10 protein-coding genes are annotated in these 12,786 nt (G+C 61.2%); all 10 read left to right on the top strand.

The features are described 5' to 3' along the window. The first annotated feature begins 20 nt into the window (after positions 1–20). The 10 genes from EXY20_RS36400 to EXY20_RS36355 all read left to right on the top strand — a co-directional run bounded on the left by EXY20_RS36400 (position 21) and on the right by EXY20_RS36355 (position 12,220). Positions 21–884, top strand: coding sequence for an ABC transporter permease (locus tag EXY20_RS36400; RefSeq protein WP_135557348.1), 864 nt, complete (start codon positions 21–23; stop codon positions 882–884). 42 nt (positions 885–926) lie between these two features. Then, positions 927–1,925, top strand: coding sequence for an ABC transporter ATP-binding protein (locus EXY20_RS36395; protein ID WP_135557347.1), 999 nt, complete (start codon positions 927–929; stop codon positions 1,923–1,925). Between the two features lie 4 nt (positions 1,926–1,929). Continuing rightward, positions 1,930–2,961, top strand: coding sequence for an ABC transporter ATP-binding protein (locus EXY20_RS36390; RefSeq protein WP_135557346.1), 1,032 nt, complete (start codon positions 1,930–1,932; stop codon positions 2,959–2,961). A gap of 33 nt (positions 2,962–2,994) precedes the next feature. Beyond that, positions 2,995–4,398, top strand: coding sequence for a hypothetical protein (locus tag EXY20_RS36385; protein ID WP_135557345.1), 1,404 nt, complete (start codon positions 2,995–2,997; stop codon positions 4,396–4,398). Positions 4,399–4,446: 48 nt separating this feature from the next. Further along, positions 4,447–5,823 carry a glycoside hydrolase family protein gene (locus EXY20_RS36380; protein WP_135557344.1) on the top strand — a complete coding sequence of 459 codons (1,377 nt, stop codon included), beginning with the start codon at positions 4,447–4,449 and terminating at the stop codon, positions 5,821–5,823. A gap of 24 nt (positions 5,824–5,847) precedes the next feature. Then, complete coding sequence (locus tag EXY20_RS36375; protein WP_135557343.1) at positions 5,848–7,302, top strand: glycoside hydrolase family protein; 1,455 nt, start codon at positions 5,848–5,850, stop codon at positions 7,300–7,302. 75 nt (positions 7,303–7,377) lie between these two features. Next, on the top strand, positions 7,378–8,466 hold the full coding sequence (locus EXY20_RS36370) for a Gfo/Idh/MocA family protein (protein ID WP_167859771.1): 1,089 nt from the start codon (positions 7,378–7,380) through the stop codon (positions 8,464–8,466). A gap of 15 nt (positions 8,467–8,481) precedes the next feature. Then, positions 8,482–9,522 carry a Gfo/Idh/MocA family protein gene (locus EXY20_RS36365; protein WP_135557341.1) on the top strand — a complete coding sequence of 347 codons (1,041 nt, stop codon included), beginning with the start codon at positions 8,482–8,484 and terminating at the stop codon, positions 9,520–9,522. Between the two features lie 40 nt (positions 9,523–9,562). After that, positions 9,563–10,720 carry a trans-sulfuration enzyme family protein gene (locus tag EXY20_RS36360; RefSeq protein ID WP_135557340.1) on the top strand — a complete coding sequence of 386 codons (1,158 nt, stop codon included), beginning with the start codon at positions 9,563–9,565 and terminating at the stop codon, positions 10,718–10,720. Positions 10,721–10,897: 177 nt separating this feature from the next. Continuing rightward, positions 10,898–12,220, top strand: coding sequence for an MFS transporter (locus tag EXY20_RS36355; RefSeq protein WP_135557339.1), 1,323 nt, complete (start codon positions 10,898–10,900; stop codon positions 12,218–12,220). The last annotated feature ends 566 nt before the right edge of the window (positions 12,221–12,786 follow it).

Genomic DNA, 12,786 nt, shown 5'->3' with positions numbered 1-12,786 from the left:
AGCGGAAAGAGAGGGGTCGTATGGCGGCAACAACTACCGTAAAATCGAGCCTGGCGCTGCGCAACTGGGAGAAGCTGAGCCGCAACAAGCTGGCGATGGTCGGCTTTGCCATCGTCGCCGTGTTCATCGTGAGCGCGCTGCTGGCTCCCTTGCTGACATCCTACAAGCCCGACGAAATCGATCTGGGCAGCCGGCTGATGGCGCCGTCCGGCGAACACTGGCTCGGCACGGACAAGATCGGCCGCGATGTATTCGCCCGCATCCTGTACGGCGGACGCATCTCGATTCTGATCGGCCTGAGCGGCGCGCTTGGCGGTGCGCTGATCGGCACGGTGCTCGGCTGCTTCAGCGGCTATTCCCGCGGCTGGTTCGACAAAGTCATGCTGCGCGTATCGGAAATTTTCATGACGTTCCCGCAAATCATTCTTGTGCTTATTCTCGTCGTATTCGTCGGTCAAGGAACGTTCAACCTGATTTTCATCTTTGCCATTACCGGCTGGACGGGAACGTACCGACTCGTCCGCGGGCGGTTCATGTCGCTGCGCGAAGAAAATTACGTGGACGCCTGCCGTGCTTTCGGCATCGGGGAATTGTCCATCATGTTCCGGCACATCTTGCCCAACACGCTCAGTCCGGTCATCGTCAATGTGACGCTGGCGACGGCGGGTTACATTTTGGCGGAGTCGGGGCTCAGCTTTATCGGCTTGGGCGTGCCTTCCGGCATTCCGACCTGGGGCAATATCATTAACGCGGCCAAAGCAGTCGACGTCATTCACAACAACCCGTGGCTGTGGCTTCCTCCCGGAGTCGCGATCTCCTTTTTTGTGATGGGCGTCAACTTTTTAGGGGACGGTCTGCGCGATGTGCTGGACCCGAACCAATAAAAGAATGGAAAAAGACAGATTTTCGGCGGGGAGGTGTGCCATGTGAGTGTTGATCGCGACCTCGTTCTGAAGGTTGACAACCTGCAAACCCAGTTCGATCTCGGCCGCCGCATCGTCAGAGCGGTGAACGGCGTGTCGTTCGAAGTGCGCAAAGGACGCACGCTCGGCGTCGTCGGCGAAAGCGGCTGCGGCAAAAGCGTCACGGCCCACTCCATCCTGCAGCTGCTGCCGAAGCTCGGCCACATTACGAACGGCAGCATCACGTACTATGCGGACGGCAAAGAAACCGTGCTCAGCAAGCTGAAGAAAAACGGCAGCGAAATGCGTTCCATCCGCGGCAAGGAAATCGGGATGATTTTCCAGGACCCGATGGCGTCGCTGAATCCCGTATACACGATCGGCAACCAGATTTGCGAAAATATTTTGCAGCACGAGCGCATTTCGAAGCAGGAAGCGATCGATCGCGCCGTCGAAATGCTGACGCTGCTCGGCATTCCGCGCGCGGCGTCGCGGCTGAAGGACTACCCGCACCAGTTCAGCGGCGGGATGAAGCAGCGCGTCATGATCGCGATCGCGATGGTGTGCAACCCGCGGCTCGTCATCGCCGACGAACCGACGACGGCGCTCGACGTGACGATCCAGGCGCAAATTCTCGAGCTGATGAAAAGCATGCAGCAGCGGCTCGGGACGTCGATCATTCTCATTACGCACAATATGGGCATCGTGGCCGATATGGCCGACGACATCGCCGTCATGTACATGGGGCGGATCGTCGAATTCGGTTCGGTGCGGCAAGTGCTCGGCTCGCCGCGGCATCCGTACACGAAGGCGCTGCTCCATTCCGTGCCGACGCTCGGCATCGGCAAACACGAGCGGCTGGCGACGATTCGCGGCAACACGCCGGACCCTTCGGACATGCCGCCCGGCTGCGAGTTTGCGCCGCGGTGCGACTTCGCCACCGACGCGTGCCAAACCGTACCGGCGGAAACCGATCTCGGCGGCGGCCACCGCGTCAGATGCTGGAATTGCCAAGGAGGGTGATCGCGTGAACAACCAAACGAAGGTCGATAACGACGTCATTCTCGACGTGCGCCATTTGAAAAAATATTACCCGGTCTACAAAGGCGTGTTCAAAAAAGTCGTCGGCCACGTCAAAGCGGTGGACGACGTCAGCCTGTTCGTGCGCAGAGGGGAAACGCTCGGCCTCGTCGGCGAAAGCGGCTGCGGCAAAACGACGCTCGGCAAATGCATCGTCCGCCTGCAGGACCCGACCTCGGGCGAAATGAACTTCCGCTACAACGACGGCGAAATGCGCGATCTGATGACGCTGGACAAGAAGGAAAGCTTCGACGTGCGCAAACAGATCCAGATCGTGTTCCAGGACCCGTATTCGTCGCTGAACCCGGTGAAGACGATTTACGACTCGTTCGACGAGCCGCTGCGGCTGCACAACATGGGCAACAAGGCGGAGCGCAAGGAAATCATCGCCCGGCTGCTGGAGTCGGTCAACCTGCGCGCGGACTACATGTACCGGTACCCGCACGAGTTTTCCGGCGGCCAGCGGCAGCGCATTTGCATCGCCCGTTCGCTCTGCATCAATCCGGAGCTGATCGTCTGCGACGAGCCGGTATCGGCGCTCGACGTGTCGATTCAGGCGCAGGTGCTGAACCTGATGAAGGATCTGCAGGCGCAGATGAAGCTGACCTACATCTTCATCGCGCACGATCTCAGTGTCGTCGAATACATGAGCGACCGGATTGCGGTCATGTACCTCGGGCAAGTCGTCGAGCTCGCCACATCGGAGAGCTTGTACGCGAACCCGCGGCATCCGTACACCGAAGCGCTCCTGTCGGCGGTGCCGGTGCCGGAGCTGGACAGCAAGCGGGAGCGGATCGTGCTGACCGGCGACGTGCCGAGCCCGGTCGATCCGCCGACAGGCTGCCGCTTCCATCCGCGCTGCTGGAAAGCGACGGATATCTGCAAGGCGCAAATGCCAAGCCTGCAGAAAGTAGCGGGAACGGAAGACCACTACGTGTCCTGCCATCTTGTCGATACCGTGCCTGACGCCGTCCAATAACTAACCAATGAAAAAAATGGAGGTCAACCGTTCATGAGCGAACCGAAGAAAACGCCGCTAACCATCGGCAACCGCGTGGAGATGTTCGTCGATCACTTCCTGATCGACCGCATGGAGAAAGCCTATCTGAAGCTGAATCCGCCGGAGCGCAAGGAAATTGTGCTGCGGATGGATAAGCCGTGGGAAGGACTCGGCAGCGGCGTTTATTCCTGCGTGTTCAAGGCTGACGGCAAATACCGCATGTACTACCGGGGCACGTTCGACATCAGCTCCGACAAGGCAGAAGGCCAGTCGTGCTGCTACGCGGAGAGCACGGACGGCATTCATTGGGAGCGTCCGGCGCTCGGCATTCACGACATCAACGGCTGGACGGACAACAACATCGTCGTGCACGGCTCGATCGCCCACAACTTCAGCCCGTTCCTCGACACGCGTCCCGGCGTGCCGGCGGAGCAGCGCTACAAGGCGGTAGCCGGTTATGCGCCGGAAGGGCTGTTCGCCTTCGTATCCGATGACGGCATCAACTTCAAGCCGTTCCAGGACGAGCCGATTATCAAAAAAGGCGCTTTCGACTCGCACAACCTGGTGTTTTGGGATCCGAACAAAAACTGCTATGTGTGCTATTCGCGCTATTTCTCCTCGACGCAAAATTCGAACATCGAGGCGCCGGAGCATTCGGCGATTTTCCTCGGCGTGCGGGCGATCCAGAACAATACGTCGGACGATTTCGCCAACTGGACGATTCCGCAGCCGAACCAATACGACAAAGGCGTGCCGCTGGAGCACTTCTATACGAACGCAACGATTCCGTGCCCGGGGGCCGAGCACATCTATCTGTCGTTCCCGATGCGCTTCATGCCGGAGCGGCACAAGATCGCCGAGCACAGCAAAGTCGGCGTCTCCGACAACGTGCTGATGACGAGCCGCGACGGCGTCAAGTTCGACCGGCCGTTCCTTGAGGCGTGGATGCGCCCGGGGCTCGACCAGCGCAACTGGACGCAGCGCAGCATGATGCCGGCGTGGGGCGTGCTGGAAACGTCGCCGGAGGAATTTTCGTTCTACGTGAACGAACACCAGCAGTGGGACGACAGCTACATTCGCCGCGTGACGGTGCCGCGCCACCGGTTCGCTTCCGTACACGGCGATTATTCGGGCGCCGTGTTTACGACGAAGCCGTTCATCGTCGAAGGCGATGCCCTCTACTTGAACTATGCCACATCGGCGCCGGGCTCCGTCCGCGTCGGCATTATCGACGACACGGGCTGGCCGGCTTCCTATTACAGCTCCGAAGATTGCGACGTGATCTACGGCGACGAGTTGGAACGCAAAGTGACGTGGCGCGGCAGCTCCGACTTGTCGAAGTTCAAGGGCAAGCCGATCCGGCTCAAATTCGAGCTGAAGGACGCCGACATTTACGCGCTGCGCATCGGCCAATGACAGGCGGCACAACCTGTTTGGGCGATTCGCCAAAAAGGAGGCGTCCCGATGCCGCAGGCAATTGAGCTCGGCTCCCGCTGGGAGCTGCTGCTGGACCGGCATGTGATCGATCGGACGGACAACGCCCGCTTGCGGCTTCATCCGCCGGTGCGGCAGGAAATTTCACTGCGGATGGACCGCCCCTGGGAGGACCGGGGCAGCGGCGTTTACGGCACCGTGCTGAAGGACGGCGGCAAGTTCCGCATGTACTACCGCGGCGCGTCGGAGATGAAGACGGATTACGACGAAACGCAATATTGCTGCTACGCGGAAAGCGACGACGGCATCGAATGGGTGAAGCCGAACCTCGGCATTGTCAGCTTCCGCGGCTCCAGCGACAACAATATCGTGTATGCCGGGCGGTTTTGCAGCAATTTCAGCCCTTTCCTCGACATGAACCCGGCCTGTTTGCCCGAGCAGCGCTACAAGGCGATCGCCGGCAACTGGAAGGAAGGGCTCGTCGGCTTCGTGTCGGCCGACGGGCTGCATTGGCAGCGCCTGCGCGAGGAGCCGCTTATTACCGACGGCGCTTTCGACTCGCACAACGTCGTGTTCTGGGACGACCGGCGCGGCCGGTACGTTTGCTACTCGCGCTACTTCCAGCGGCCGACGCCGGATGCGCCGCAATATACCGGCGTGCGCTGCATCCAGAGCTGCGAGTCGGCCGACTTCCTGAACTGGGGGCCGCAGCAGCCGAACCGGTACGGCGAAGAAGCGCCGCTGGAGCATTTCTATACGAACGCCACGGTGCCGTGCCCGGGGGCGGAGCATGTGTGGCTGTCGTTCCCGATGCGTTTCATGCCGGAGCGGCACAACATCGCCGGCTTCCCCAAGGTCGGCGTCTCCGACAACGTGCTGTTGTCGAGCCGCGACGGCGTGAACTGGGAGCGCGAGTTTCTCGAAGCGTGGCTGCGGCCGGGGCGCGATCCGCGCAACTGGACCGAACGCAGCCATATCGTGGCGCGCGGCATTGTGGAGACAGGCGCGGAGGCGGAGGAGTTTTCGCTGTACGTCTGCGAGCATTACGAATGGGACGACGCCAATATTCGCCGGGTCAGCGTGCCGCGGCACCGGTTCGCGTCGGTTGGCGCGGGAAGGGACGGCGGCGAATTCGTGACGAAGCCGCTCGTGTTCGCCGGCGGCCGACTGCTGCTCAACTACGCCACGTCGGCGCCAGGAACGCTTACCGTGCAGGTGGAGCGCGAAGACGGTGCGGTGGTGCCCGGCTTCGCCTTTGCGGACGCCGAGGAGCTGTACGGCGACGAACTGGAGCATGCATTCGTTTGGCGCGGCGGCGGCGATTTGGCGCAGCTGGCGGGTGCGCCGGTGCGGCTGCGCTTCCGGTTGACGGACGCGGACCTGTATGCGTTCCGTTTTGCCGAATAGAACAAGGGAGGCTTGTTTGCAGCGATGAACCCGACCAGCCGCAAAGTGAAGTTCACTTTTTTCGACAATCGGACCTATGAATATATGTTCGGCTTCAAACGCGAGCTCGGCCAGGCCGACAAGTTCGCCCACAATCCGGTGCTGAAGCCGGAGCTGCCGCACGAATTCAAGCGCGTGCACTACTACGGCACGGCGCTTTACGACGCGGAGGAGCGGCTGTACAAAACGTGGTATTCCACCCACTATTACGGCCCGGCGATCGGCGAAGCGGACGCCAAGGCGTATGCCTATTTGAACTATGCCTATTCGGAGGACGGCGTTCATTTCACGAAGCCGGAGCTGGACGTCGTGCCGGGCACGAACATCGTGCTCGACAACGACAAGAAGACGCACGGCCCGACGGTGATCAAGGACGATCTGGAGCCGGACCCGGCCAAACGCTACAAGCTGGCGATGTCGCCGTATACGCAGGGCTGCAGCGTATTCCTGTACGCGTCGCCCGACGGCATCCACTGGGAGGCGATGTTCGAGAAGCCGGTCATCGTCGTGCACAGCGATTGCCATATCGGCTTCTGCCGCGATCCCGAATCGGGGACGTACCGGGTGACGTTCCGCACCCGCTGTCCCGACCGCCGGGTATGGGTAGCGGAAAGCGCCGACCTCGTCACCTGGTCGAAGCCGGTGCTCGCCATCGAACCGGACCAGCTCGACCCGTGCAAAACGCAGTTTTACGGGATGCAGATCACCCCGTACGGCGCCTATACGATGGGGCTGATTTCGATGTACGACACGTACGATTACAAAGTCGATCCGAACCCGAACAAAATGGCCGGCACGATGGACATCCAGCTGGCGTACAGCCGCGACGGCTTCTGCTGGCACCGGGCGCAACAGGGCACGAAGCTGGTGGCGCTCGGCGCCGAAGGCGAGTGGGACTCCAAATGCATCATGCCGTCGTCGACGGTCATTTACCGCCCGGACCGGATGGAGCTGTATTATTCGGCGGCGCCGATCGATCATTCCGGCTTCGGTTCGATTCCGTACGACGAGCTGCCGCCGGAAAATATCGGCGTGGCGTCGCTGCGTCCCGACGGCTTCGTGTACCTGCACGCGACGCACGATTGGTGCGAGCTGATGACGCGGCCGTTCGCCGTCGAGGACGGCGCGCTGTACCTTAACGCTGCCGCAGCCGGCGGCGGAGAAGTGAGGGTGGAAGTGTGCGACAAGGAAGGCCGCGCGTTCGAAGGTTTTTCGTTCGCGGACAACGTGCCGCTGACGGAAGACAGCCTCGCGCACCGGGTCGAATGGCGGGGCAATCCCGGCACAAGCGCGTGGGAGCGCCAGGTCATTCGCGTGAAAGTGAGGGCGCGCCAGGCCGACGTATATTCGCTGTTCTTCCCGCATGGCGAAGACGTGGGCGAATATTGGCGGTTCAAGGAAATTTCATGCCTGAATCCGCTAGTGTACGATTTAGCTTGAATGGCAGCAGCGCGTGCGGCGTTCCGCATGCGCTGCTTTACCGATATTGCCAATCCTTGTGAGGGGGACCAATCGATGGGTAACGTAAGGTTCGGCATCGTCGGCTGCGGTTATTTTGGCGCGGGGCTGGCGCGCGTGCTGCAGCGGCTGGAGCATGCCGAAGTGACGGCCGTGTTCGGCGGCAGCCGGGCGACGGAGCTGGCGGCTGAGCTTGGCTGCGCCTGCGCGGACACGCTGGAGGCGCTCGTTTCGCGCGAGGACGTCGACGCGATCGTCGTCGCTTCGCCGAGCCATCTGCACCGCGAGCCGGTTATCGCCGCGGCCCGGCACGGCAAGCACGTGTTCTGCGAGAAGCCGATCGCGCTCACGGTGGCGGACTGCGAAGCGATGATCGCCGCCTGCCGCGAAGCGAACGTGCTGCTGATGGCGGGGCATATTTATTATTTCATCCCGGGACTGGCGGCTGTGCGCGAATGGGTGCGCGAAGGCGTCATCGGCACGCCGCTCGTCGCGTTCGCCGAGCGTACCGGCTGGGAGAACAAGCAGCAGAACGTCAGCTGGAAAAAGAACAACGAAACGTCCGGCGGCCATCTGTTTCACCACATCCACGAAATCGATCTGCTGCAGGCGATCATGGGGCCGGCGCAGGCGGCGGCGACCGCGGGCGGCAACCTGGCGCACAGCGGCGAAGGCTTCGGCAACGAGGACGACGTGCTGCTCGTGACGCTGCAGTTTCCGGGCGGCGCCGTCGGCAGCATGCAATACGGCTCCGGCTTCCGCTGGGGCGAGCACGCGGTCAAGATCAACGGCTCGGAAGGCGCGATCCGGATCGACTTCAAGAAGTCGAAGGTCGAGCTGCTGAAGGACGGACGCGTGACCGAACATTTGCTGCACGCCACGCCGGAGGAGGACGCGGAGCGCGCTTCGTTCTATGTCGCCGCGGACGGCGGGGTCGCCTACGGCGGGCGGTCGTCGCGGCAGGCGTCGTTTCTCGAAACGAGCATGGAGCGGGAAATGGCGGCTTTCCGCGACGCAGTGCGGGGTTTGCCGATTCCGGAGCAGGCGAAGGCGCTGTTCGACGGCACGGCGGCGCGCTCTTCCGTCGCTACGGCGGCTGCGGCGCTTGCTGCGCTCGGCGAACGCCGCTGGATCGCTATTTCATAGAGAGGGGGTCGACGTATGAGCGCAATGGAAAGGAATCGCGGGAAATACCGCGCCGCCGTCATCGGCCTCGGCAAAATCGGGCTCGGCTTCGACGTGCCGCCGCAGCCGCTGGCGCAAAGCCATGTCGGCGCGATCGTACGCTGCCCGGACATCGAGCTCGTCGCCGGGGTCGGCGTCCGCCAGGAGCAGGGCGACCAACTGGCGACACTGGCGCCGGAAGCGAAATTTTATTTGTCTCTGGACGAAATGCTCGGGGGACATGAGCTCGATATCGTCTGCATCTGCACTCCGTCCCACGTCCGCTACGAAGTCGTTGAGAAGGTGCTGCGCGGCAGCGCGGTCAAGCTCATTTTCCTCGAAAAGCCGGTGGCGACAAGCTTGCCGGAGGCGGAGCGGATCATCGAGCTGGCGGCGCAGTACGATTGCCAGGTGATCGTCAATTTGTCCCGGCGCTGGAACGACAGCATTCGCGGCATCCGTGACGCGGTGGAGGAGCAGCGTTACGGCAAGCTGCGCAACGTGCATTTGCGCTACACGCGCGGCATTTACAATTACGGCTCGCATATGTTCGACCTTGTGCGGTTTACGACCGGCTCGATGACGCAGGTGCAGACGCTGCGGCAAGTGCCGACGACGGGCGACGCGCGCGAAGACTGGTGCTACAGCTTCCTGTTTACGCTCGACCGGGACGGTGCAAGCGGTTATGCCGAGGCGTTCGACGATCGCGATTACGTGATTTTCGAGATGGAGCTTTATTTTGAACGGGGCAAAATCGAACTGCTGCTCGGCGGCGACGAAATTCGGTATCACGAAGCGATTCCGCATCCGATGATTCCCGGCTTCAGCCTGCTGACCTTCGCTTATGCGGAGGATCGGCTGCTGGCCAAATCGAGCAACATGCAGAACGCCTTTTTCCACTTGACGGATGTGCTGCAAGGCGGTGCAACGCCGGTCAGCACGCTGGCCGACGGCGTTTATCCGATGCATGTGGCGGAAGCGCTGCTGGAATCGCATCGCGGCGGCGGCGCGGTTGTTGCGGTGAAAAGCGGGCAGTAGGCGGGGCGCGGCAGACAACAAATTCACGGGGGATCGAACCATGCGCGAAGTGTTCAGGCGGGTGCAGGAAATCGTCACCGGCATCGACGACAATACCGACATTTACGGGGCGGTTGTGCCGCCAACGTTCGAAAATACGATTTACCGCTATCCCGATTTCGATACGGTCGTCGAAACGACGAAAGGCCATGTCGCCCGCTACGGCTACAGCAAAAACGCCAACCCGACGACGGACGCGCTCGAAAAGAAGCTGGCCGCGCTCGAAAACGGGGAAGCGGCCCGCTGCTTCTCCTCCGGCACGGCGGCGATCTACACGGTGTTGCTCAGCGTGCTGAAGCAGGGCAGCCACGTGATCACAGTGAACAACGTATACGGTCGTGTCGTCGACTTCCTGCGCAACTGGTTTCCGCAGTTCGGCGTGGAAACGACGTACGTCGCCGGCACGAGTCTCGCCGATTTCGAAGCGGCGATTCGGCCGAATACGGCGCTCATTTATTTGGAAAGCCCGACTTCGTGGCATTTCGAGCTGCAGGACATTCGCGCCGTCGTCAAGCTTGCCGCTTCGCGCGGCATCAAGGTGGCGATCGACAACACGTGGGCGACGCCGGTGTTCCAGAACCCGCTTGACTACGGGGTCGATGCGGTGATCCATTCCGCCTCGAAATATTTGGGCGGCCATAGCGATCTTGTCGGCGGCGCCGTCATCGGCTCCCGCGCGTATATCGCCGGCCTGCCGCAGCTTGGCGCGGTGCTGTCGCCTTACGAGGCGAGCAAAATGCTCAAAGGCTTGCGCACGCTTGCTCTGCGGATGGAGCGCCACGAAAGCAACGCGATGGCGGTTGCGGCGATGCTGGAGAACGAACCGAAGGTGCGTGCGGTGCGTTATCCCGGCTTGCGTTCGTTCGACCAGCACGAGCTGGCGGCAGTACAGCTGCATGGCTGCAGCGGTTTGCTGTCGTTTACGCTCGACACCGATCCGGCCGGCGTGCGGCGGTATATCGACGCGCTGCGGCACATTTCGATCGGCGGCAGCTGGGGCGGCTTTGAAAGCGTCACCTACGCCGCCGCCATGTCGGGCGATCCGGAAGAGGACATCGTGAAGCGCGGCTTCGCCGTCGGCCAGATCCGGCTGTCCGTTGGGCTCGAGCCGCTCGATACGCTGCTGGAAGACATTCGCGGGGCGCTGCAGCGCGTCTAGGGCGTGTCTGAGAACCCCGAGGACAGCAGATTTTGCCGAATTTTCGTTCCATGCAAGGCAGTTTTGCGCAGGCTTACCGGGGGTAAGTCAAGCAAAAGTAACGCAGCAGGGGACGAAAAGGCGGTGAAAAGATGCCACTGAGCGGGTTTTCAGACATGCCCAAAGGAGATGATCCCCATGCGGTGGCGCGAGCTGCTTCAGCCGGCAACGCTGTCGTCGGGCGGCAATGCGCTGTTCTACAACGCGTTCGCCGCGCTGACGACCGGCATTTTTTTGAACGATTATTTGCTGCGTCTCGGATTTACGCCGTTCGACTTCGGCGTCATGTACGCGCTGCTTTCGATCACGGGCTTCGTGGCGTTTCCGTTTTCCTTTTACGCCGGCTCGATCGAATGGAAGAAAACGTTTTTTCTGGCGTTCCATTTTGCGGCGCTCGGCTGCTTCCTGCTGTTCGTTTGCGCGCCGTACATGCCGGGGCTCGGCACGCGCGGGATGATCTGGCTGTCGATCGTGTCGCTTGGGCTGTTTTCGATCATTTCCGGCATCGGCCGGCTGGTGCTCGTGCCTTGGTTGTTCAGCGTCGTCGGCAATGCGAGCTGGTACTCGTTTTATTTGGTGCGCATGGTCATTTCGTACTCCGTTCCCGTGGCGGCTTTGCTGCTGTTCCGCGGCATGCTCGACCATGGCGGCGTCGGCGTCATGTCGACGCTGTTCTTCATTGCGCTGGCGATGGGCACGCTCGGCGTTGTGGCGATGATGCTGTTTCCGCCGAGCGTCCGCGAGGAGGGCGGCGAGCAGCGCGATCGGCTCGGCGATATCGTGCGCACGATGCTGGGCAATCGCGGCTTTTTGGCGACGATGGTGTTCGGCATTTTGCTTGCGTTTGCGACCGGGCTGTTCGCGCCGGCGGCGTTTCCTTACTTGATCAAGGAAGTGGGCATCGCCAGTTCGACGGTGTCGCTGTATCAGATCGTGATGACAGCCGCCAGCGTGCTGTCGGTGTTCCTGATCACGCACATCAGCCGGCGTTACGGCAGCGTGTCGGCGCTGCTGCGGCTCAGCTGCGTCATGTGGGCGGTGCCGGCGCTGCTGCTGGCGGTGAAGCTGTCCGCCATCGTTGTGACGCCGTTTCTGTTCGCGCTCGGCGTGATGGACGGCTACGGCCTTGTGTTCGCCGGGATGTACGTGACGGTGATGAACATCCTGCTGCAGCTGGCGCCGCCACGCAATCGTGTGGTGTATTTGGCCAGCTTCGAATTCGTCAAAGCGATCTTCATGTCGCTCGGCTCGTTCGTCAGCGGGCTGATCGCCGACCGGCCGGGGACGTTCGCGTTTGGCGGCGCGGCGCTGGGGCCGTATGAGCTGATCTTTGCGCTTAGCCTGGCGTTCATGGCGGCGGCGCTGCTCGTGGCGGTGCTGGGGCGGAAGGCGATGTTGTGCGAGGCGAACGCGGAAGCGGCTCCGCAGGCGGCGGGGCGGCGCGGCGCGGTTTCGAAGTAGGCGCGGCCTACTGTTAGCTAAATAAGCCATGAAAAATGGCTTATTTGCCGTATTTGGCGTGTCTTGGCGGAAATAGCCAGCGAAATCGCTGGCTATTGTTGTTTCAGGGCCGCTAAATGCGGGGCGGTTTGGCGAGAATAGCCAGTGATTTCACTGGTTATTCTTGTCGACGCAATGGAAAACGGGGGAATAAGCCGTTTTTTTGGGCTATTTTTAAGGAAAGAGCGTTTCGGACGCTAAAGTACGGTCGCGCGCGCCTTCTCATCTCCGCCGCGGCCCCCAAACATCGGAATAGCGATCTTGCATCGAGTGTTCAGTCCAATGAGAAGCGACACTTCTTAACTGCATTAATACACTTAAATTCGCCCCAAACGGCCGATTTGACAACTTAAAGGTAAATATGCGCTTAACTTGGGCACATTTCCCCATAACTCGCCTGATGAATTTAGACTAGAAAGTAGACACACTGTAACAGCGACCTGATACAATACAAACAAACGAAAGGTCGAGGTGTGTCATGGGAAATATCCGCCAACATTTTGATGAGGAGTTCAAACGCCAAACGA

Source organism: Paenibacillus cymbidii, assembly GCF_004764705.1.
Taxonomy (GTDB): Bacteria; Bacillota; Bacilli; order Paenibacillales; family NBRC-103111; genus Paenibacillus_AN; species Paenibacillus_AN cymbidii.
This window is presented reverse-complemented; position numbering and strand designations above follow the sequence as displayed.